This window comes from Sphingomonas montana (genome assembly GCF_001956315.1).
GTDB lineage: Bacteria > Pseudomonadota > Alphaproteobacteria > Sphingomonadales > Sphingomonadaceae > Sphingomonas_R > Sphingomonas_R montana.
Genome location: NZ_MOLY01000030.1, coordinates 66,767 through 87,583 on the forward strand (window position 1 = coordinate 66,767; position 20,817 = coordinate 87,583).

The 20,817-nt window shown below is 67.1% G+C and carries 18 protein-coding genes and 1 pseudogene; 15 read left to right on the forward strand and 4 right to left on the reverse strand.

The annotated features are described in order from the left end of the window. Positions 1-52: 52 nt before the first annotated feature. Positions 53-967 (reverse strand): EthD domain-containing protein, encoded by a 915-nt coding sequence (locus BKY59_RS08875; protein ID WP_076070735.1) that lies wholly within the window; start codon positions 965-967, stop codon positions 53-55. A 12-nt stretch (positions 968-979) separates the two neighbouring features. After that, a complete protein-coding gene (locus BKY59_RS08880; protein WP_076070737.1) occupies positions 980-2,197 on the reverse strand; it encodes an MFS transporter in 1,218 nt (405 codons plus the stop codon). A 106-nt stretch (positions 2,198-2,303) separates the two neighbouring features. Between BKY59_RS08880 and BKY59_RS08885 the strand changes: the two genes are divergently transcribed. Beyond that, positions 2,304-3,212 carry a LysR family transcriptional regulator gene (locus BKY59_RS08885; RefSeq protein WP_076070740.1) on the forward strand — a complete coding sequence of 303 codons (909 nt, stop codon included), beginning with the start codon at positions 2,304-2,306 and terminating at the stop codon, positions 3,210-3,212. 83 nt (positions 3,213-3,295) lie between these two features. Here BKY59_RS08885 and BKY59_RS08890 read toward each other — a convergent pair whose 3' ends face one another. Next, positions 3,296-3,583, reverse strand: coding sequence for a hypothetical protein (locus tag BKY59_RS08890; protein ID WP_076070742.1), 288 nt, complete (start codon positions 3,581-3,583; stop codon positions 3,296-3,298). A gap of 204 nt (positions 3,584-3,787) precedes the next feature. On the opposite strand from BKY59_RS08890, the gene BKY59_RS08895 reads away from it, so the two are divergent. The 4 genes from BKY59_RS08895 to BKY59_RS08910 all read left to right on the forward strand — a co-directional run bounded on the left by BKY59_RS08895 (position 3,788) and on the right by BKY59_RS08910 (position 10,001). Then, entirely contained in the window at positions 3,788-4,141 is a 354-nt protein-coding gene (locus BKY59_RS08895; RefSeq protein WP_076070744.1) for an HNH endonuclease, read from the forward strand. A gap of 122 nt (positions 4,142-4,263) precedes the next feature. Then, positions 4,264-5,934, forward strand: coding sequence for an MFS transporter (locus BKY59_RS08900; RefSeq protein ID WP_076070746.1), 1,671 nt, complete (start codon positions 4,264-4,266; stop codon positions 5,932-5,934). A gap of 128 nt (positions 5,935-6,062) precedes the next feature. Continuing rightward, entirely contained in the window at positions 6,063-7,940 is a 1,878-nt protein-coding gene (locus BKY59_RS08905) for an ABC transporter ATP-binding protein (protein ID WP_076070748.1), read from the forward strand. A gap of 216 nt (positions 7,941-8,156) precedes the next feature. Continuing rightward, positions 8,157-10,001, forward strand: a complete 1,845-nt coding sequence (locus BKY59_RS08910; RefSeq protein ID WP_076070750.1) for a putative bifunctional diguanylate cyclase/phosphodiesterase — start codon at positions 8,157-8,159, stop codon at positions 9,999-10,001. A gap of 144 nt (positions 10,002-10,145) precedes the next feature. On the opposite strand, the gene BKY59_RS08915 is transcribed toward BKY59_RS08910, so the two are convergent. Next, positions 10,146-10,742 carry a hypothetical protein gene (locus BKY59_RS08915; protein WP_076070752.1) on the reverse strand — a complete coding sequence of 199 codons (597 nt, stop codon included), beginning with the start codon at positions 10,740-10,742 and terminating at the stop codon, positions 10,146-10,148. Between the two features lie 118 nt (positions 10,743-10,860). On the opposite strand from BKY59_RS08915, the gene BKY59_RS08920 reads away from it, so the two are divergent. The 10 genes and pseudogenes from BKY59_RS08920 to BKY59_RS08965 all read left to right on the forward strand — a co-directional run bounded on the left by BKY59_RS08920 (position 10,861) and on the right by BKY59_RS08965 (position 20,802). After that, a complete protein-coding gene (locus BKY59_RS08920) occupies positions 10,861-11,526 on the forward strand; it encodes a response regulator (RefSeq protein WP_076070753.1) in 666 nt (221 codons plus the stop codon). Then, complete coding sequence (locus BKY59_RS08925; RefSeq protein ID WP_076070754.1) at positions 11,523-12,872, forward strand: sensor histidine kinase; 1,350 nt, start codon at positions 11,523-11,525, stop codon at positions 12,870-12,872. The genes BKY59_RS08920 and BKY59_RS08925 overlap by 4 nt, the downstream gene beginning before the upstream one ends. A gap of 499 nt (positions 12,873-13,371) precedes the next feature. After that, positions 13,372-13,704: a PAS domain-containing protein gene (locus BKY59_RS08930; RefSeq protein ID WP_240500037.1), complete on the forward strand. Its 333-nt coding sequence runs from the start codon at positions 13,372-13,374 to the stop codon at positions 13,702-13,704. A 10-nt stretch (positions 13,705-13,714) separates the two neighbouring features. Then, a complete protein-coding gene (locus tag BKY59_RS08935; protein ID WP_076070758.1) occupies positions 13,715-15,004 on the forward strand; it encodes a sensor domain-containing diguanylate cyclase in 1,290 nt (429 codons plus the stop codon). Next, positions 15,001-16,170 carry an AMP-binding protein gene (locus BKY59_RS08940; protein ID WP_076070760.1) on the forward strand — a complete coding sequence of 390 codons (1,170 nt, stop codon included), beginning with the start codon at positions 15,001-15,003 and terminating at the stop codon, positions 16,168-16,170. The genes BKY59_RS08935 and BKY59_RS08940 overlap by 4 nt, the downstream gene beginning before the upstream one ends. Continuing rightward, positions 16,167-16,970, forward strand: coding sequence for an EAL domain-containing protein (locus BKY59_RS08945; protein ID WP_476712786.1), 804 nt, complete (start codon positions 16,167-16,169; stop codon positions 16,968-16,970). Before BKY59_RS08940 ends, BKY59_RS08945 begins: the two co-directional genes overlap by 4 nt. A 770-nt stretch (positions 16,971-17,740) precedes the next feature. Then, a complete protein-coding gene (locus BKY59_RS08950) occupies positions 17,741-17,944 on the forward strand; it encodes a helix-turn-helix domain-containing protein (RefSeq protein WP_076070762.1) in 204 nt (67 codons plus the stop codon). A 191-nt stretch (positions 17,945-18,135) separates the two neighbouring features. Further along, positions 18,136-18,515, forward strand: a pseudogene (locus BKY59_RS08955) (copper-transporting ATPase); the annotation flags it as partial. Positions 18,516-18,604: 89 nt separating this feature from the next. Next, complete coding sequence (locus BKY59_RS08960; RefSeq protein WP_076070764.1) at positions 18,605-19,258, forward strand: NADPH-dependent FMN reductase; 654 nt, start codon at positions 18,605-18,607, stop codon at positions 19,256-19,258. 35 nt (positions 19,259-19,293) lie between these two features. After that, entirely contained in the window at positions 19,294-20,802 is a 1,509-nt protein-coding gene (locus tag BKY59_RS08965; RefSeq protein ID WP_076070766.1) for an acetyl-CoA hydrolase/transferase family protein, read from the forward strand. The last annotated feature ends 15 nt before the right edge of the window (positions 20,803-20,817 follow it).

Consider the following 20,817-nt stretch of genomic DNA (forward strand, 5'->3'; position numbering starts at 1 on the left):
GAACGTCCCGGCGCGTCGTAAAGCGCCGGGTTCGGGGCCGCGTCGCTGATCGTTACAGCGTTCCGGTACGCATCAGGCCGGCCACGTCGGCGGCAAGCTGGTTGTTCGCGCCCAGCCGCTCGATCAGTTGCGCCGCCCGGCTGCCGCGCAACCCCGCCGTCGTCAGCTGACCGTCGCGGACATAGGTATGGACCCCGCTCACCGCGAATGCCGTCGCATGGGCAATATGCGCCTTCTGCTCCACCCGGGTCGCCACGAACGTCTCGCTTTCGAAGAATGCGCGGCGTGCGATCGGCGACTCGAATGCCAGGTCCAGCACCGCGATCAGTGTGCGCTCGGTCGGTACGGCATGGTCGACATTCGGGGCCGGCGGCGCCGGATCGGCATTATCGTACCGATCGGGCAGGTGCAGACGCAGTTTCAGCACCGCGGGATCCGCGGCCAGCTGCCTCGCGAACCCGGTCATATATTCGGCGAACGCATCTGCATCGCCGTCTGCCGCGCCCAGATGAACGTGGATACGGTCGATCCCGTCGTCGCCGTTCGGCGTCGCATCCGGCAACCGGTCGACCAGCGTCCAGGAACCGTTCGGCAGCGCATAGGCAACGGTCGCGGCGAACATGTTCTGCTCGTCGGCGAACAGGATGTGGCTCGCGGCATTGAACGCCGCCTGGTCGGCTGCGGACGCGAACCCGATCTCCACGCCGCCGTCCAGTTCATAGTCCACGAACGGCGCAATGCCGTCGATCGCCGGCCACAAATGGGCATCCTGCGCGCGGTCCAGATGATGCTGCACATACCAGCCGAGGCCGGGTATCCGCGCGCACAGCGGCCCGTGCACGTCGCGCCAGTACGTTGCGAACACGTCGTGCGGCACCCGGTCGCGCCGCAGGACCGTGGTGTAGGAATTGATCGCGATCGTCACGTCGCGCGCCGCATAGTCGGTCGTGGTCGATATCTTGGGCATGGGGATATTCCTTCAGAATTGGGAAATGGCGCCGGGCCGCGCCCGCAACCGGTGGACCAGCGGCGCGACGATCACGGCCAGGATCGCGATCGCGGCCGCGACATGGCCGACGGCGCCCAGCCCCATCTGCCGGATCACCGATCCGCCGATGATCGCGCCCAGACCGATGCCGGCATTGGCCATCGACACGTTCAGCGTGCCGGCCAGCGCCTGCGCATGGCTTGCCGATTGCATCACGCGGACCTGGCAGATCGGGTAGAGCGCGGTGTTCGCGATGCCCCACACCGCCAGCGCCGCGGCCAGCCAGCCCGGCGACGCCGCTACCAGCGTCGTCGCGGCCATGCCCGTCGCCAGCACCAGCGCGGCGACCGCCGTCACCAGCAACGGCCCGCGCCCCACGAAATGCCCGCCCAGCCAGTTGCCGGCCAGCCCGACGATCCCGAACCCCATCAGCCACCAGCCGACCTGCCCGGCCGGAATGCGCGCTATCTGTTCCAGCATGTCGGCCAGGTAGGTATAGGCCGTGAACATCGCGGTAAACACGATCACCGACAACAGGACGTTACCCAGGAAATACGGGTCCTTCAGGATCCGCGCCTGTTCGGCCAGCTTCACCCGCGCCGGCCGCGCCAGCGTCGGCATCACCACCAGCAACAGCACCGCCATCACGAGCGACAGCCCCGCCAGGCCCCAGAAGGTCCCGCGCCACCCGAACGCCGTCGATGCCAGCGTGCCCAGCGGAATGCCCAGCACCATCGCGCCGGAAATCCCCAGATACACGTTGGCGACGGCCTTGCCCGCCTTCTCCGGCCCGGCCAGCACCCCCGCGGTCTCGCTCGCCGTGCCCCAGAACACCGGCAGCGCCAGCGCCGGTATGAAGCGTGCCAGCCCCAGGATCCAGATGTCCGGGGCCGCGGCCGCCAGCGCGTTGGCGGCCGCGAAGATCAGCAGGATCGCGACGAACAGCCGCTTGCGTTCGAAATGCGACAGCATCGCCGTCAGGAACGGACCGGCCAGCATCACCGTGAACGCGAACAACGTCACCAGAAGTCCCGCCGTCGCGACGCTGATGCCCAGGTCGCGCGACAGGCCTGGCAGCAATCCGACGATGATGAATTCCGTGGTGACGATCACGAAGGCGGAAACCGCCAGCAGCCATACCGCAAGGCCATGGCCCGCAGGCTTCCCCGCCGCAGGTGCGGCGGTGATCGGACGACTGACGGATGGCATGCAGGAACTCCCGAGATCGGACGCCCCTCTAGCCGCGATGATAATTCCAGTCGCGCGGCGTTAATTCGGGTATCGCAGGACAGAAATTCCAGAATGGAGCCAAACCATGATTCCGTCGGAGCGCCTGAAGGGGATCGAAGCCTTCGTCTGCACGGCCGATGCGGGCAGCTTCACCGCCGCCGGGCTTCGTCTGAACCTGACGAACTCGGCGGTCAGCAAGAGCGTCGCCCGGCTGGAGGCGCGGCTCGGCCACCGGCTGTTCGAACGCACGACGCGCCGGCTGACGCTCACCGACGCCGGCACCGCCTTCTACGGCACCTGCGTCCGCGTGCTGGGCGAACTGGCCGATGCCGAAGCGGTGCTGGCCGCGCATCGGTCGGAAATCGCGGGCCGGTTGAAGGTCGACCTGCCCGTCGCGTTCGGCCGCATGCGCGCGATGCCGCTCCTGCTCGCCTTCGCCGATGCGCATCCCAACCTGCGCCCGCACATCACCTTCACCGATCGCATGGTCGATATTGTCGAGGAAGGGATTGACGTTGCGGTCCGGATCGGCGCATCCGCCGGCTGGGCCGACGATCTGGGGGCTCGCTGTCTCGGCAGCGAACATGTGATCTTCTGCGCCGCCCCCGCCTATCTCGACCGGCGCGGCACGCCCGCCTCGGCGGACGACCTGGCGCGGTTCGACTGCATCCTCTACGGGCGCGCCGACGGCAGCACGATCGGCTGGCGCTTCGCGGACGACACCGCGGGACCGCGCAGCCGCACGATGGACGGGCGGATGATCCTGGGCAGCGCAGAGGCGCAGGTCGGCGCGGTCAAGGCGGGCTTCGGCATCGCCCAGCTGGCGACCTGGCTGATCGAGGCCGAACTGGACCGCGGCGAACTCGTGGAAATCCTGCCCGCCTCGGCCACCACCGGCCTCCCGCTCCACCTCGTCTGGCCACGCAGCCGGCAACTCAGCCCGAAAGTCGACGCGCTCCTCGCCACCTTGACCACCGGCCTCCGCATCGACTGACCGCCACGACCCTGGATTAGGCCCGTGCGCAAACCTGTCCGCGACCTCCTCCACAACGACGGCGGAGCGTCCGGTTGTGGTGGTTAGCTGCCGTTACCGCGACTTGAGCCAAGTACGTGCGGGAAATGCGCGGCGTCCCACTCATCAAGGCGGAAAAGTACCTTGCCCCACTCGATGATTTGATCGCCTTCACGATAGGAGAGACCCTGAACGGGAACCTCCCCGTCGAGGTCTTCTGGTCCAAAATGGAAGTGTTCGCTCGCTTCGCTCAAGCCTTGAAGCTGCCGCACCAACAGGTCGCGGCCCGTTGGGTTGAGCCAAATCTCCAACTCGCCGTCTTCATTCGTGTTGAGCGTGATGCGCGGCTTCATGGTTTCCTCCGTCGGGAAACTGGCACATGCCGGGAAAAGCGGAATGTCTGCAACTGGGCGAAAGCGGACATCGACCTGGACCGGCTGGCATCCACGCAAGCCCCGATGCCTCGTAGGCACCCAAAGAGTCTCCGGGCGCGGTTAGTATGGACCGTTCAAGGGATCGGGCCTTCCACCGCCGGAACGCGGCACCATATCGGAACCATGGGCGGACGGGTCAAAGGGAAGGCAGGCCTCGCCGAGGCGGAGGCGCGCGCCGCGCGGGTCGTATCGAACGACCGCTGCGCGCTTTGCGGGCGTCCGCTCGGACAGCGGACCGAATGGCATCATGCGATCCCCAAGAGCCGGGGCGGGACCGAAACATTCCCGGTCCACCCGATCTGCCACCGCGCCATCCACGCCCATGTCTCGAACCGCGATCTCGCCGCTAGCTTCGCGGACTTTGATGCCCTGCGCGCTCGTGACGACATCGCCGCCTTCCTCCGGTGGATTGCCGACAAGGCACCGGACTTCTACACTCCGACGCGACGGGCACGTCGATCCGAAACGCCGGTCTGACAGGGTTCCCCGATGTGCAACCAAGCTCGCATGACCGGTGTACCCGATACGGACCACCGGCGTGGCGCGGGCACGCGCCGGGTCTGCACCGCGGCAAAACTCATATCGACGGAGGTCGGACCATGACAGACAGTGACCGCCAACGGTCCGGTCCGTCGCCGCTTGGACCGTTCCGATACCCGGTCTTCCGCAACGTCTGGATCGCCAACCTGCTGTCGCGGTTCGGGGGGCTGATCCAGTCGGTTGGTGCGTCTTGGCTGATGGTATCGCTGGGTGCGTCCGCCACGCTCATCAGCCTTGTCCAGACGTCGACGACGCTGCCGATCATGCTGTTCTCGTTGCTTGCGGGCGCGCTGGCCGACACCTTCGACCGCCGCCGGCTGATGCTGATCGCGCAACTGTTCATGCTGGTCGTCTCGCTCATGCTGTCGCTGGCGGCGTGGTTCGACATGCTCACGCCCGGGCTGCTGCTGGCGTTCACCTTCCTGATCGGGACCGGTGCGGCGCTGAACGGCCCGGCGTGGCAGGCGTCGGTCGGCGACATGGTCCCGCGTGACGATCTGCCGTCCGCGGTGGCGCTGAACAGCATGGGCTTCAACGTCGCGCGCAGCACCGGCCCCGCGGTCGGCGGCCTGATCGTCGCCGCCTTCGGTGCGGCCGCGGCGTTCGCGGTCAACGCGGTCAGCTATCTCGGTCTGCTGTTCGTGCTCGCCCGCTGGCGGCCGCCCCGCGCGCGCGCGCGGCTCCAACGCGAAACGCTGGGTCATGCCATGGCGGCCGGCATCCGCTACGTCGCGCTGTCGCCCGCCATCCTGACCGTCCTGATGCGCAGCGTCATCTTCGGTCTAGGCGCCAGCGCCATCCCCGCCCTGATGCCGCTGGTCGCACGCGATCTGGTCGGTGGCGGCCCGCTGACGTTCGGTCTGCTGCTCGGCGCGTTCGGCGTCGGCGCGGTGGTCGGCGCCTATTTCTCCGGCGGATTGCGCCAGCGCCTGTCGACCGAATCGTTCGTCCGGCTGGCGCTGCTGGCCCTAGCCGCCGCGTCGGGCATCACCGCGTTCAGCAATATCGTCGTGCTGACGATGGCTGCGCTGTTCGTCGGCGGGGCCGGCTGGGTACTGGCACTCTCCACCTTCAACGTCACCGTACAGATGGCCTCGCCGCGCTGGGTCGTCGGCCGGACGCTGGCGCTGTACCAGATGTCGGCATTCGGCGGCATGGCGGTCGGCAGCTGGCTCTGGGGCGGCGTTACCGAACATGCCGGCCTCGCCACCGCGCTGCTCGTGTCGGCGGGCGTGTCGCTCGGCTGCCTTGCAATGGGCCTCCTCCTGCCGCTGCCGACCGCGCAGAAGCTCGATCTCGAACCGCTCGGCCGCTGGAAGGAACCCCGCCTTGCCATGCCGATCGAGGGGCGCAGCGGGCCGGTCGTCACGACCATCGAATACCGGATCGACGACGACAAGCTCCGCGAGTTCCTTCAGCTGATGGTCGAACGGCGCCGCATCCGCCGGCGCGACGGCGCACGCCACTGGTCGCTGCTGCGCGACCTCGAACAGCCCGACATCTGGGTCGAACGCTACGACACGGCGACCTGGACCGAAACCGTCCGCCACAACGAACGCGCGACCAAGGCCGACGCTGAAATCGGCGAACGCTTGCGTGCGCTGAACACCGGTCACGATCGCCAGCGCGTGCGACGCATGCTCGCCCGCGATCTCGATGCCGTACTGGACGACGCGGACGATACCGCCGCGCTCGACCAACCCCTCACCGACCCCGCCCGGCAGGCGTAGAGCCGAACCGCCCCGCGCTACAACATCATCGCCCACGCCGGAAAAGCCGGCTGCTGCCCACCCCGCAAGGACCACGAACCATGACAGCCTCGAAACACCGCGAGCCGCGCTTGCGTGCAGGCCGATAGATGGCGTTCACGACCGGAACCGGCCGCGGTCGCCAGCCGCCCCCGCCCACCAGCTGGCGGGAACGGCTGGGCGCGCTCCGCAACCTCCCGCCGTTCCTCGCGATGGTATGGCGTACCAGCCGGGCGCTCACCGCGACCACGCTCGCCGTCCGGCTCGTGCGCGCGCTGCTGCCGGTCGCGACCTTGTTCATCGGCAAGCTCATCATCGACGAGGTCGTGCAGTTGAACCGCCTGCCCGCGCGCCCGGCGGGCCTTGCCGGATGGCTCGGCTCGGGCCTGCTTGATCGGCTGGAAGCGTTGCTGCTCGCCGAATTCCTGCTGGCGATCGTCTCGGACCTGCTCGGCCGCCTGGTATCGCTGATCGACGGCCTGCTCTCCGATCGCGTCAGCAACGACGCCAGCGTACGGCTGATGCAGCACGCCGCCACGCTCGACCTGGCCGATTTCGAGGACGCCGCCTTCCAGGATCGCATGGAGCGCGCACGCATGCAGGCCAGTGGCCGCATGTCGCTCATGGGCCAGCTGTTCGGCCAGGCCCAGGATATCATCACCGTGGTCAGCTTTGCGGCCGGACTGGTCGTCTACGCGCCGTGGCTGATCGTCATGCTCGCCATCGCGCTGGTGCCGTCTTTCCTGGGCGAGGCGCATTTCAACGCACTCAGCTACGCACTCAGCCACCTCCGCACGCCGCAGCGGCGCGAGCTGGATTATGTCCGCCAGGTCGCGGCCAGCGCGGACACGGCCAAGGAGGTCAAGATCTTCGGGCTCAGCCCGTTCCTGATCGACCGCTACCGTTCCATCTCGCGCGATACCTATGATGCAAGCCGCCGGCTCGCCATCCGTCGTGCCGTCTGGGGCGTGGGCTTCGGCGCGCTGGGCACGATCGCCTATTACGGGGCCTATGCGTATATCGCCTGGCGGACGGTGAACGGCTCGCTGTCCGTCGGCGACCTCACCTTTCTGGCCGCCTCGTTTCTCCGGCTGCGCGGGTTGCTGGAAGGCTTGTTGACCGGCTTCTCCACCACGGCCGGCCAGGCGCTCTACATCGAGGACCTGTTCTCCTTCTTCCGCGCCGAACCCGGCATCCGTTCGCCTGAGAATGCGTTGCCCTTTCCCAACCCGATCCGGCAGGGCTTCGTCTTCGACGATGTGGGCTTTCGCTATCCGGGCACGGAACGCTGGGCGGTACGCCATCTGTCCTTCACGCTGGCGCCGGGCGAGGTGCTGGCCCTGGTGGGGGAGAACGGCGCCGGCAAGACCACGCTCGTGAAACTGCTCGCCCGGCTCTACGATCCAGTCGAGGGCCGCGTGCTGCTCGATGGTCGCGACCTCCGCGACTATGATCTGGACGCGTTGCGCGCCGCCATCGGCGTGATCTTTCAGGACTTCGTCCGCTATAATCTCTCTGCTGCCGACAATATCGCGGTCGGGCGCATCGCGGCTCGCGGGGACCGCCCACGGATAGCGAGGGCCGCCGCCGCCGCGCTTGCCGACGCGGTCGTCGCCAAGCTGCCGGGCGGGTACGACCAGATGATCGGCAAGCGGTTCCGCAACGGCATCGATCTGTCGGGCGGCGAATGGCAGAAGATGGCGATCGCCCGCGCCTACATGCGCGACGCGGAGGTCCTGATTCTCGACGAACCCACCGCCGCGCTCGACGCCCGCGCCGAATATGAGGTCTTCCAGCGGTTTCGCGAACTCAGCGCCGGGCGCTCGGCGGTGCTGATCTCACACCGCTTCTCCAGCGTGCGGATGGCGGACCGCATCCTGGTGCTCAGCGACGGCCGGGTCGAGGCGTCCGGTACGCATGCCGCGCTGCTCGCGGCTGGCGGGCGCTACGCCGAATTGTTCGAACTGCAGGCTGCCGGCTACCGCTGACCACCGCCAATGTGCGGGCCTGCAACCGCGACCTGACGGCAATTTCCCTTCGCAACCCGTCGTCCGGCTATTTCCGCCTGCGTGACGGGCAAAGCAAAACGCATCGAAATGACGTCGTGCATCCCACCTCTTATATTTTGTTAATGATGAGAATGTAGGCTGGTTTTCAGGCGATCAGGCCCGCCGAGACCCGCTGCCGACGTCAGGTTCGAAACCGTGATTGAGCTTCAGAACATCATTCTTGAGATGATTGCGACGGGCGAATCGCTTGCGGACACGCTTGCCAGCATGTGCGAGGCGGCCGAGGCATTGGCGCCGGACGTCATCTGTTCGATTCTCGCGGTCGATGAAGCCGGTCTGCTGCACCCCCTCGCCGGCCCCAGCCTGCCCGCCGACTATTCGGCTGCGCTCGACGGCCTGCCGATCGGCGCCGACGTCGGGTCGTGCGGCACGGCGGCCTATCTCCGCCAGGAAGTGACGGTCACCGACATCCGCAACGATCCGCGGTGGACGGCCTACAAGGATCTGGCGCTGCCGTTCGGATTGCGCGCCTGCTGGTCCATGCCCATCCTCAACGCGGCGGGCGAGGCGATCGGCACATTCGCCTTCTACTATCGCATATGCAGGTGCCCGACCCAGCTTGAGCGGGAGATAGTCCGGCAATGCGTGCATCTGTGCGTGATCGCCTTCGAACGGCACCAGCGTGTCGTCGAACGGGAACGCCGGGCGTCCACCGATGGGCTGACCGGGCTCGGCAACCGCGCAGCGTTCGATGCCGCGCTCGCCGACCTGACCTGTGATCTGCCTGGACGATGGGCGCTGCTCATTCTCGATCTCGACAATCTCAAGACCGTCAACGACACCTTCGGGCATCATGCCGGCGACAGCCTCCTGCGCACGGCCGGCGCCCGGATCGCTTCGGCAATGGCCCCGGACCGCGCCTTCCGGATCGGCGGCGACGAATTCGCCATACTTCTCCAGGCGCGGGACACAACGCTCGACATAGATCGGGCTGCGGAACGGACCCTGGACGCGTTGGCCGAGCCCGCGGCATGCGGCAGTCAGATCATCGTGCCGCGGGCGACGATCGGCGGTGCCCTGCTCTCCGCCGGTGATCGTCAGGCGGAACGGGTGCGCCAGAATGCGGACCTCGCCCTCTACCATGCCAAGGAAACCGGGCGCGGCGGGTTCGTCCGCTACTGGCCGGGGCTGGGCACCAACATTTCCCGCCGCCTCGGCAACATCCGCGAAGTCGACGCCGCACTTCGCGAAAACCGGATCGAGGCCTTTTACCAGCCCGTGGTTCGGCTCGATACGCGCGAGATCGTCGGGCTGGAGGCGTTATGCAGGATGCGGCTCGGGGGTCGCATCATCGCGGCTGGCGACTTCCACGAGGCGACGAAGGATTTTCATGTCGCCAGGGCGCTGACGGAACGGATGGTAACGCTCGTCGCGGCGGATCTCCGCGGCTGGCTCGACATGGGCATTCCTTTCCAGCACGTCGGCGTCAACGTCTCCTCGGCCGACATGCATGACGGCACGCTGGACGCCATGCTGACCGCGACGTTCGAACGGGCGAATGTTCCGCTGAAGCACGTCATCATCGAGGTGACGGAGGCCGTCTACATGGGCGATGGCGATCCGTCGGTCGGAAAGGCCGTCGAAGCGCTCCGGGCAAAGGGGTTCCGCGTCGCGCTCGACGATTTCGGGACGGGTTTTGCCTCGCTGACCCATCTGCTGACCGTCCCGGTCGACATCCTCAAGATCGACAAGAGCTTCGTCGATCGTCTGGCGCTCGACAACGCCAGCATGGCCATCGTCGAGGGGCTGGTCCAGATCGCGGGAAAGCTCGATATCCGCGTGATCGCCGAAGGGATCGAGACGGAGGATCAGGCGCGCCTTCTGCAACATGCGGGATGCGTCCTGGGGCAAGGCTATCTGTTTTCCCGCGCCGTCGATCGGCACGCGACGACCGCGCTGCTGCTCGACCGGGCACAGCATTCCACGAAATCCGTCCCGCCCGAAAGCGACGCCCGGCAGCGGCTACGACGCCAGATCTGAACCGGACCACCCGCTGTCATCTCGAAGCGGTTGTCCAGATCGCTCCCAGCCAAAGTCACGATCGATCAGCTCTAACCACTCGTCATCCCGGACTTGATCCGGACCCCTCCCCCTGCTCTGGGGGAGGAGTCCTGCATCATCGCATCACTGCATTCCACCAGTCACGGGCGCCGGCGGGGTCGCGGCCGCACCATCGGCATCCACAGTCGGCGCGGACCGGGCAGGCGCCGGCGCAGGCCGATCGGCACCGGGCGGCGGCGAATCCGGACCATGATCGGGTCGGCCGCGCGGTCCGGCCGGTCCGTGCGGCTCGGGCGGCCCGGCCAGCGGACCCAGCACGATCACCTTGCGATCCGCCTTGACCAGGAAGGCGGCCCGTACGAAGCCGCGATCGAAGCGCCCCTGCACGGTCACGACCTCGTTGGCGGTCACCAGCGCGCGCTCGTCGCCTTCACGCCCGGTATCGACCAGCGCGCGGCCGCTGCCGTCCGCCATCACGAACTTGTTGCCGTACACCTCCGCCACCCGGCCGCGGATCGTCACGATGCCGGTGGACGAAAGCGATCGGATCGCAACGGGCGTGGCGGGTGCCATCGACACGGTCGGTCGGGTTTCGGCCATCACGATGGCGCCGGCAGCACCACCCAGCGCGAGCAGGCCGGCACCGATGACGGCCAGCTTGGCCGGAAGATGAAGCCGCAAGCGCCGGCTCTGTTCGGTATGTTCGATATGGTCGGTCATGCGCTACTCCTAGGGTTGATGGAGCCAATCTACGCCGCCGCACCCCCGCCCCGCTGAACCGCGCCGTTCAGCTTCGGTTTGGCTTGACGGGATAGGATGAAACCGAGGGAGCCGGACGCTGCGCATATTGCTGGTTGAGGACGATGCGATCCTGGCGGACGGCATCGCGCGGGCGCTGCGGGCCGAAAGCTTTGCCGTGGATGTCGCCACGAACGGCGAGGATGGCGCGCATCTCGGCGCGACCGAGCGCTACGACGCCGCCGTGCTGGACCTCGGCCTGCCCAAAAAGGACGGCGTCACCGTGCTGCGCGAATGGCGCGCCGAAGGCCGCGACCTGCCGGTCCTGATCCTGACCGCTCGGGACGGCTGGTCGGAGAAAGTCGCCGGTTTCAAGGCCGGCGCCGACGACTATCTGACCAAGCCGTTCCGCGTCGAGGAGGTCATCATGCGGCTGCGCGCGCTGGTGCGCCGCGCCGCCGGGCATGCGGGCGCGCTCATCACCTGCGGTGGCCTGGCGTTCGACGCGCAGCTCGGCCGGTTCGAACTGGACGGCCTTCCCCTGAAACTGACCGCGCTCGAATGGCGGGTCCTCTCCGCGCTGATGCTCCGCAAGGAAGTCGTGATGGACCGTGCCGACCTGATAGAGCGCGTCTATGAAGGCGATGCGGACGTGGACTCGAATTCGGTCGAGGTCATCATTGGCCGACTGCGCAAGAAGATCGGTGCGACGATGATCGAAACGGTCCGCGGGCGCGGTTACCGGGTCACCGCAGGTTCGGCATGAGGCTGGTTCCGCACTCCCTGTCGGGCAGGCTGCTCGCAATCTCGGCGCTGACCACGATCGTGGCGCTGCTATTCGCCGCGGTCGGCATCGGCCACGTGCTGGAACGGTTCGTGATCCGCGGCCTGGACCAGCAGCTGGATGCCCAGGTCGCGATGCTCGGCCGCGCGCTGCGCACCGACGGCACGCTCGATCCCGCCCGCGTCGTCAACCTGCCGGTCTTCGAACAACCCGGACAGGGTTGGGGCTGGCAGGTCGAAAGCGCCCGCGGCCGCTGGACCGGCGGCGATGCGATGACCGTCCGGCGGTCCCATCGCCCCCTGCCGCAGGGACCGGAAGAACACGGTCCGGCTGATCTCGGCGGAAAACCCGGCGAAGGGATCACCGCCACGGGCGAACAGGTTCATACGCGCGAACGGACCGTGCCGACCGCCATGGGCGACGCGACCATCGTTGCCGGCGGGCCGCGCCATCTGGCCACCGCGCCCTTGCGGGCGGCCATGGTCCCGCTCCTCGGCTCGCTGGCGATCCTCGGGCTGTTGCTGGCGGCGGCAACGATCGTGCAGCTTCGCGTCGGCCTGCGCCCGCTTCGTACTTTGCAGGCCGCACTCGCCGACGTGCGGGCCGGCCGTGCGCGCCATGTCCCCGAAGCGCTGCCCATGGAACTTGCGCCGCTGGCGGTCGAACTGAACGCGCTGATCGACCAGAACATGACCCAGCTGGACCATGCGCGCCGCCACGTCGCCAATCTGGCGCATGGCATGAAGACCCCGCTGGCCGCGCTCGGCATGAAGCTGGCCGAAAGCGGTCGCGACCCGGACGGCGATCTGCGCGCCATGGTGGCGGACATCGACGGCCGTGTCCGGCATCATCTGGGACGTGCGCGCGCGACGGCACCCGGTAGCCGGCACATCGTCCGGACGATGCTCGCCCTCGCGATCCGCGATCTCGCCATGGTCATGCGGGGGGTCCATGCCGACCGGTCGATCGACGTCACGATCGCCGTCGCCCCCGAACTTGCGGTTGCCGCGGACCCGCAGGACATGGCCGAGATGCTGGGCAACCTGCTCGACAATGCATGGCGTCATGCTCGTGCGGCGGTCACCGTCTCGGCCAGATGCACCGCATCGACGATCGAACTGGCGATCGAGGACGACGGTGCCGGCCTGCCGCAAGAGGCGCTCGCGGAAGCACTCGTACCCGGACGCCGGCTGGACGAGCGCGGCGACGGACATGGTTTCGGCCTGCCGATTACGCAGGAACTGGCCGAACTGAACGGCGGAACATTGCGGCTCGAACAGTCCGCCCTCAGGGGACTTCGCGCCGTCCTCACCCTGCCCGCCACCTGACCGGATCTTGCATCCATGGTCGGTCAGGCCGTTAGGACATGACCATATCAACAGACCATCCTCCAGTCCGTTTGGTTCGAGCCTGTCGAGAACGCCGCTCCGGGTTCTCGACAGGTTCGCAGCGGCGCGACAAGCGCCTTCGAGACAACCATGTGGACTCCCCTCTTGCAGTCGCCGAGCTCGGAGACCTCGACGGATCGGGTCGCGTCAGCGGACATCGGGAGATGACGACGGAAGCGCCGCAGCCGTCCCGGGAGAAGCGGTCGCGGGAAACGCCGACACGTTTCCCTGTCACATCGACAGGCCGATCATCTACGGGTCGCAAGTCCCCGGAATGAGAGCGCGACGTTGCTGCGGGCATTTTGCCCGGCCTGGAGCCCCGATCGAGCGGACCCCTCGACGCCGATCTTAGGTGATGCTTAACGCTCTCGCAGCATAACCCGCCGTCAAGGGAGCCACCGTCGTGTCATTGAATAAAGCCGGTTTTGAAACAATTCCGTTGAGCGACCTTGATATGATGAGCGTCGCGGAACGCGATGCCCTGCCGTTCGGGGTGGTCGGCTTCGAAGCGGACACGATCGTGCAATCCTACAACGCGACCGAGGCGCAGATGTCGGGGCTCGATCCCGCCACGGTCATCGGCGTACCGTTCTTCGACGCCGTGGCGCAGTGCATGAACAATTTCATGGTCGCCCAGCGGTTCGAGGACGAGCCCGAAATCGACGATATAATACCCTACGTCCTGACCTTGCGGATGCGTCCGACGAAGGTGCGCCTGCGCTTGCTGGCGGCGGCGGACACACCGCGCCGCTATATCCTCATCCAGAGGTGAGATCGCGACCATGACCGACATGTCGGGCGAAGAGCAGCTCCTCGAATTCCTCTATGCCTGTCCCGTCGGGCTGATCGAGTGCGATGCCATGGGCGAGATCGCGCTGATGAACCCGCACGCGATGCAGCACCTCCTGCCGCTGGCCGGCGCGCGCAATGCCGGAAACCTGTTTGACGCGCTCGAACGGCACGCACCCGAACTGCGCGGCATCGTCGCCGACTTCGGCCCGGCGACGGGTCGCATCTGCGACGGGCATCGCATCTTTGTGGACCTGGGCACCCGCAGGCGCACGGTGGCGCCGAAGGTCCTGGCGTGCACGTTGGTCAGGCTCGGACCGGATCGGCTGATGGCCACCCTGTCGGACATCAGCCAGCAGGTCGCCCAGGAAGACCGACTGCGCCAGGCGGATACCTGGTTCGCGACCCTGCTGGACGGCGTCAGCGATTATGCCGCTCTGACGATCACCGCGGACGGCAGGATCGCGACGGCCGATCCCTGCTTCACCCGCCAGACAGGCCATGCCTTCGCGGACGTGATCGGACGCAATCTCACCGATCTGCTCCATACCGACGCCAGCGGTGGCGACCTCCGGCTGGACGAGCAGCTGGTGATCGCGGCACGCGACGGGTGGCATCTCCAGGAGGGGTGGCAGCAGCGCGCGAACGGGGACCGCTACTGGTGCCAGCGCCTCGTCGTCGCCCGCTCCAGCGGCGAACAGGCCCCGGCGTCCGATTACTCGGTTGTCCTGCGCGACGTCCCGCGACGCGAGGAAGCCGCCGAGGACGTCCGCCGCCTGCTCACCTGCGATCACCTGACGGGGGCGGCGAACCGCCGGCATTTCGGGCAGGTCATGCAGCGCGAACAGGCGCACTGGCAGGAATTGCGGCAGTCGCTGTCCCTGATCGTGCTCGATCTCGACCATTTCAAGGCGGTCAACGACAGGCACGGCCATCCGGTCGGCGACGTCCTGCTCCGCCGGGTTGCCGAAGTGTGTACCGCCCTGCTCCCGCCCCGCGGGGTCTTCGCGCGGTTGGGGGGTGAAGAGTTCGGCGCCCTTCTGCCGCGCTACGACAACGGACAGGCCATGACGCTGGCCGAGGAAATGCGCGCGGCAATCGCCGCGCTCCAGGTCGAAACCCCGCATGGCCCGTTGACCGTAACCGCCAGCCTGGGTTGCGCGGCGCTCGACGAAACCGACGGTTCGATCGATGCCCTGATCGCGCTGGCCGACGAACGGCTCTACGCGGCCAAGCACGCCGGACGAAACCGGGTCTGCCACCACAAGGCCTGCGCCGCGTGACCCCGCCCATCCTGCAACGCCCCGCCGTGCACCGCATCGCGTGCGCGGTGGTCGCGGCCGAGCTGCGCCGCCTGCGCGATACGAACCAACTGGGCATGATCGGGGACGACTGGCTGGACCCGACACCGATCGGCGATGACGGGCTGGGACTGGATTCGCTGGAACAGCTCGGTGCGCTCGGCGCACTGGCCGAGGCGTTCGATCTCGACGACAGCGTGCTGGGCGACGATCCGCCGCGGACGGTCGGTGCCTGGGTCGACTGGATCATGCAGGCGCCCGCCTCGCCCGATCGGCGGATGACGGTCAGCACCTCCGGCTCGACCGGCAGCCCGCGCCCGTGCGTCCATGCCGTGGCCGACCTGCTCGGTGAGGCCGCGTTTCTCGCGGCGCGGCTCCCCGGGCGACGCCGGGTGGTCGCGCTGGTCCCCGCGCATCATCTGTACGGGGTGATCTGGACCGCCCTGCTGCCCGACTCGCTGGGCGTGCCGGTCGTCGTGCGTCGGGTCGGGGCACCGCTGGGGCTGACCGCAGGCGACCTCGTCGTCGCGGTGCCGGACCAGTGGCTGGCGCTGTCGCGCATCCTTCGCCGCTTTCCCGACGATGTCGTCGGCGTCAGTTCGGCCGGAAAACTCGACGAAGGCCTGGCTTCGGGACTGCTGACCGCGGGCCTTGCCCGGCTGATCGATATCTACGGCTCTTCCGAAACGGGTGGCATCGCGATGCGCGATGTGCCCGCGACAGCGTATGAACTGCTACCCCGCTGGCGCCTGTCCGCGCAGGGTGACGACGACTGGCGCCTGGTCGATCCCGCCGATCGGTTTCACGATCTGCCGGACCATGTCGAACGCATCGACGATAGGGTCATACGATTGCTCGGCCGGCGCGACGGGGCCGTGAAGGTCGCAGGTCACAAGGTCTGGCCGGAACGCGTCGCGCGCCAGTTGCGGACCGTCCCCGGCGTCGCCGATGCCGCGGTGCGGCTTCACGCCAACGGACGGCTGAAGGCGTTCATCGTCCCGCAGCATGACCGCGATCCCGCGGCGCTGTCCGCGCTGATCGAACAGGCCGTCGTCGCGCACCTGACCGATCCCGAACGTCCCAAGAGCTTTCGTTTCGGGCCGGCTCTGCCGCGCAACGCGATGGGCAAATTGGAAGACTGGGCATGATGTATTCCCCGATCACCACCGCCGACGCCGCGCGCGCCACGCCGCTGGAAACCCCGAATCCCTGTCACGGCTGTCGGACGGCAACGTTGCGGAAGATCGCGATCACGATGGCGTTCCAGCCGATCGTCGACATCCAGACGGGGTCGGTGTTCGCCTACGAAGCATTGGTGCGGGGCACCGAGGGCCAGTCCGCCGGGCAGGTGCTGTCCGGCATCGAACCGGACATGATCTACAAGTTCGATCAGGCCTGCCGGGTCAAGGCGATCGAACTGGCCGGCGGGCTGTTCGCCCCGGATGGCGATGCGAAGCTGTCGATCAACTTCATGCCGAACGCGGTGTACGAACCCAACGCCTGCATTCGCGCATCGCTTGCGGCCGCGCGTCGCGTCGGGTTCGATCCCGGCCGGCTGATGTTCGAATTCACCGAAAACGAGCGGATGCTCGACGTCACGCATGTCCGGCACATCATCGAAGCCTATCAGGCCCGCGGTTTCACCACGGCGATCGACGATTTCGGCGCCGGCTATGCCGGCCTGGGGCTGCTGGCCGATCTGCGCCCGGACATGCTGAAGCTCGACATGGCGCTGATCCGCGGGATCGACGGCTCGGCCGCCCGCCGGACGATCGTCGCAAGCGTGGTCCGCATGGCGGAGCAACTCGGTATCCGCTGTATCGCCGAGGGGATCGAAACCGCGGCGGAACTGCAGACGTTGCGCGAAATTGGCCTCCGCCTGTGCCAGGGCTATCTGCTCGCCCGTCCTGCGTTGGAAGCCCTCCCACCGATCGCGCTGCCCGACTAGGCCAGCCACAGACACCATCGCGTGAAGCAACCGACACGTTGAACAGGCCGGCAACCGCGCCAGCGACCGTCCGCCGGCGCGGACCGCGACCAGGCTGCTTGCCATGTAACGGCCCGCCTGCCTGACACTGCGGAAGACGATGCAGGGACGCGCGGGCTGACTCACACGACCGACCGAAACATATCGGACCGTCAGCTCCGCGGTGGGAATAACATGGAAGGTCCACTGCGCCGGATCGCGGTGGTCGGCGGTGTCGTCTGCGACGGCGTAATGCGCAAAGACATAGAGGTCTGCCCAGCGCCGTTCCTCGGCCAGCCAGGCATCGCCGTCATAGCGGCTTGTCCGGGCCGCGATATCGAACGTTGCGGGACGATAAGCAGCCTTTGGCTGCGCCCAGCTCTGCCGTACCGCGGACTGCTTGACCTTAAGCCGCAACCCATCCCCCCGGTCGAAGTCCCAGGCGGCGTAATCTGCCGAGCACCACCGCCAGTCGGGTTCGAGCACGGTGGCTACAATTGCCTCGACAACCAGATCGCGCAGCGTGTTGGTCACTAGCGGATGTCCAAAGGCAGCATGCGCCGCACGGTCCCGAATGGTGGACGCGCTGATTGCTCCTGTTGCCGACAACTGCTCCACCGCCTTGCCTCTCGCCTCCGCTCATCGCTGCATACGATAAGTGACGTTCGTCATGTTCGACACGCAAAGACAGTCAACCGCATTGTCTCTTATCGTCTGTAGATCGATCGTCTGCAGGCGCGTCGCAGCCGGGCGTGGATGTTCGCACACGCCTTGATCGTAATGTACGCCGTTTGCGCGAGGCAAAAGGCTGGAGCCAGGAAGCCTTCGCTCACGAGGCAGACATCCACCGGACCTATGTCAGCGATATCGAACGCGGTGCCCGTAACCCGACGATCATGAGCGTCGAGAAGCTCGCGCAGCCGCTTGGCGTGACCGCTGACGAGTTGCTCAAATAGGTCGCTGTACCGCCGGCTGGACCGTTCGGTCAGCCCGCCTTACCTACCCCGATAGCATGTGGCCATTTAGGGTAGAGTGCTTAGTTGGCACCGACTTCTCGCAACGTTGGGCAAGCCCGGCTTTCCGTAGTCGATCCGAGAGCGCAACCAAACTCGCGTCACGCGAATCCTTTTTTGTTCAGTCAGCCAACCAGTTGCGTCGTGAAGGCCGCCGGGTCGCAAGGTTGGTTACGGCGTCATCGATACGCCCGCCCTTGCATACGCCGATGTTGGCATCGCGATGAGCACCGGAGCCCACGTCGCGGTGGAAAGCGCGGGCATCACGCTGCTCGGCGGCGACCTGATGGGGATCGTCCGCGCGCGCAAGCTGGCCGTCGCCACGCTGCGCAACATCAAGCAGAACCTGATGTTCGCTTTCGCCTACAACGCGCTGGGCATACCGCTCGCCACCGGTCTGCTCTATCCGTTCACCGGACTGCTACTGTCGCCGATGATCGCGGCGGCGGCGATGAGCCTGTCGTCGGTGTCGGTCATCACCAACGCGCTGCGGCTGCGGCGCGTCCATCTGTAGGCCCTGCCGGCTGCCCCGTATTTGCCGATGGCTGCCGTCAGTCGACAGACCCTCTACGCAGGCGACGCATCAGCGTTTAGGATGAAGTGATGACGCCATCGATCCTAGTGTTTCTCGGTTCGGAACGTGTTTCCGGCGCACCGCTGCCGACGCGCCTCGGTGCCCGGGTTTCCTCGGCCTGCCTCAGGCGCCTGGCCGACAAGGGTGTGGCCACGACCCAGATCGACCCCGTCGAGGTCGACGCACCCCATCCGTTCAAGCCGCTTTTCGCCTACGGAGCAGGCAAGGGTCCCGAGGCGCTCGATCATCTGGCCGACCAGATCCGGCACGCCGACGGCTATGTCATGATCAGTCCCGAGTATAACCACCTCATGAGCCCGGCGCTGAGCGACCTGCTGAACCACTTCGGCAGCTCGCTGTTCTCCTATAAGCCGAGTGCGATCGTGACCTATTCGGCTGGCCAGTGGGGCGGCACTCGCGCCGCCGTGAGCATGCGGACATTCCTGTCCGAACTGGGCTGCCTGCCGGTATCGGCGATGGTCCATGTGCCGCATGCCCAGGATGTGTTCCACGAGGATGGCGGATATCGCCCCGGCGTCGACGGCGATCGCTGGGACGGCTACTTCGATCGAACGTTGGACCAGCTCCGCTGGTGGTCAGAAGCCGCAGCGCGGCAGCGATGCAGCGCGACGGACTTACCCAAAGCGTTCGTTACCAATCCAACCGAGCGGAACGCCCCGTAGGGGCGGGATCAAAGCTTCAGCAAGATGGGAATCTCATGACCAGGATCGCGAACCAGCCCCTGCGCAGCAGGATCATGAGCGCCGACGCGGCTGCCGCACTGATCGCGCCGGGCAGCACGGTCGGCCTCAGCGGCTTCACGGGTTCCGGCTATCCCAAGGCGGTGCCGCTGGCGCTCGCCGCGCGGATCGAGGCGGAACATGCCGCGGGCAACCCGTTCCGGATCCGCGTCTGGACCGGCGCCTCGACCGGGCCCGAACTCGACGGTGCGCTGGCCAAGGCGGACGGGATCGAATTCCGCCTGCCCTACAACTCCGACCCCATCGCGCGCGAGAAGATCAACCGCGGCGAGATGGACTATTTCGACATGCATCTCAGTCAGGTCGCGCCCATGGCATGGCAGGGCTTTCTCGGGCCGCTCGACACCGCGGTGGTCGAGGTGTCCGGCATCCGCGCCGACGGCTCGCTTATCCCCTCATCCTCGATCGGCAACAACAAGACCTGGCTCGACCGCGCCGGCCAGATCATCCTGGAGGTCAACGCCTGGCAGAACCCGGCGCTCGAGGGGATGCACGACATCTACTACGGCACCGCGCTGCCGCCGCACCGCGTGCCGATCCCGCTGATCCGCCCCGACGACCGGATCGGCGAAGCGTATTTCCGGGTCGATCCCGGAAAGGTCGTCGCGATCGTCGAGACCGAGGCACCCGACCGCAACCTGCCGTTCGCGGCACCCGATGCCGCCGCGCATGCGATCGCCGGTCACCTGATCGAGTTCTTCCGGCACGAGGTCGCCCGCGGCCGCCTGCCCGCATCGCTGCTGCCATTGCAGTCGGGCGTCGGCAACATCGCCAACGCGGTGCTGACCGGGCTCGTCACGGGGCCGTTCGATGCGATGACCTCCTACACCGAGGTGATCCAGGACGGGATGCTCGACCTGCTCGACTCCGGCAAGCTGCGGATGGCATCAGCCACCGCCTTCTCGCTCAGCCCGGAGGCGGCGGCCCGGCTGAACGCGGACATGGCCGCTTACCGCGACCGGATGATCCTGCGCCCGCAGGAGATCAGCAACCATCCCGAACTGATCCGTCGGCTCGGCTGCCTGGCGATGAACGGGCTGATCGAGGCTGACATCTACGGCAACGTCAACTCGACGCACATCATGGGCTCGCGCATTCAGAACGGCATCGGCGGTTCGGGCGATTTCGCGCGCAACGCCTATGTCTCGATCTTCATGACGCCGTCGACCGCGAAGGGCGGCAAGATCTCCGCGATCGTGCCGCAGGCCAGCCACGTCGATCATATCAGCCAGGACGTCCAGGTGCTCGTCACCGAACAGGGGCTGGCCGACCTCCGCGGGCTCAGCCCGAAGCAGCGCGCCGCCCTGATCATCGAGACCTGCGCGCACCCCGACTACCGCCCCGCACTGGTCGACTATTACCGCCGGGCGCGCGTGGGTTCCTATGGTCAACAGACGCCGACCTTGCCGGGCGAGGCGCTGTCCTGGCACCAGCGTTTCCTCGAAACCGGTACGATGCGGATGTGATGCGACGGAGTGCTC

Bases quoted from the DNA above. Each gene is read 5' to 3' on its own strand.
- BKY59_RS08875 (WP_076070735.1), bottom strand. From the start codon at position 967: ATGCCCAAGATATCGACCACGACCGACTATGCGGCGCGCGACGTGACG.
- BKY59_RS08880 (WP_076070737.1), bottom strand. From the start codon at position 2,197: ATGCCATCCGTCAGTCGTCCGATCACCGCCGCACCTGCGGCGGGGAAG.
- BKY59_RS08885 (WP_076070740.1), top strand. From the start codon at position 2,304: ATGATTCCGTCGGAGCGCCTGAAGGGGATCGAAGCCTTCGTCTGCACG.
- BKY59_RS08890 (WP_076070742.1), bottom strand. From the start codon at position 3,583: ATGAAGCCGCGCATCACGCTCAACACGAATGAAGACGGCGAGTTGGAG.
- BKY59_RS08895 (WP_076070744.1), top strand. From the start codon at position 3,788: ATGGGCGGACGGGTCAAAGGGAAGGCAGGCCTCGCCGAGGCGGAGGCG.
- BKY59_RS08900 (WP_076070746.1), top strand. From the start codon at position 4,264: ATGACAGACAGTGACCGCCAACGGTCCGGTCCGTCGCCGCTTGGACCG.
- BKY59_RS08905 (WP_076070748.1), top strand. From the start codon at position 6,063: ATGGCGTTCACGACCGGAACCGGCCGCGGTCGCCAGCCGCCCCCGCCC.
- BKY59_RS08915 (WP_076070752.1), bottom strand. From the start codon at position 10,742: ATGACCGACCATATCGAACATACCGAACAGAGCCGGCGCTTGCGGCTT.
- BKY59_RS08925 (WP_076070754.1), top strand. From the start codon at position 11,523: ATGAGGCTGGTTCCGCACTCCCTGTCGGGCAGGCTGCTCGCAATCTCG.
- BKY59_RS08935 (WP_076070758.1), top strand. From the start codon at position 13,715: ATGACCGACATGTCGGGCGAAGAGCAGCTCCTCGAATTCCTCTATGCC.
- BKY59_RS08945 (WP_476712786.1), top strand. From the start codon at position 16,167: ATGATGTATTCCCCGATCACCACCGCCGACGCCGCGCGCGCCACGCCG.
- BKY59_RS08960 (WP_076070764.1), top strand. From the start codon at position 18,605: ATGACGCCATCGATCCTAGTGTTTCTCGGTTCGGAACGTGTTTCCGGC.
- BKY59_RS08965 (WP_076070766.1), top strand. From the start codon at position 19,294: ATGACCAGGATCGCGAACCAGCCCCTGCGCAGCAGGATCATGAGCGCC.